This window comes from Clostridium sp. MT-14 (genome assembly GCF_042436595.1).
Classification (GTDB): Bacteria; Bacillota; Clostridia; order Clostridiales; family Clostridiaceae; genus Clostridium_B; species Clostridium_B aromativorans.
The window spans coordinates 1-378 of the sequence record NZ_JBHMIY010000103.1; the positions used below are offsets into that span (position 1 = coordinate 1).

Annotated in this window: 1 pseudogene; it reads right to left on the reverse strand. The window is 27.2% G+C overall.

Annotation, left to right across the window (positions count from 1 at the left end):
• Nucleotides 1–378: pseudogene (locus ACFHWD_RS20690) on the reverse strand (RNA-guided endonuclease TnpB family protein); the annotation flags it as partial.

Sequence of the window (378 nt, forward strand, 5' to 3'; positions counted from 1 at the left end):
ACAATTAACCAGTATAGATATAAAATATTTGCCACTCGGCACCTGTGATATAGTACATGATTTAATTATTCCGTTGAATTCCCTATGCTTTTTTATCTTTATCATGGATTTTAATTTAGGTAATTTAATATGTTCATCTTTGATATAAACTGTTCCATTTTGATTATTGGTTGTATAACTGTTATAGTTACTTTTCTTACTTTTGAATTTAGGAAAACCTATTGATTTATCTCTAAAGAAATTTTTATATGCTTTATTTAGATCCATTTGAGCATTTGCCAGAGCAAGACTGTCAACTTCTTTAAGCCATTCAAATTCTTTTTTATACTGTGCTGGAGTAGGATACTTAATTTTTTTAATATCCGAATCTTTGTTTTC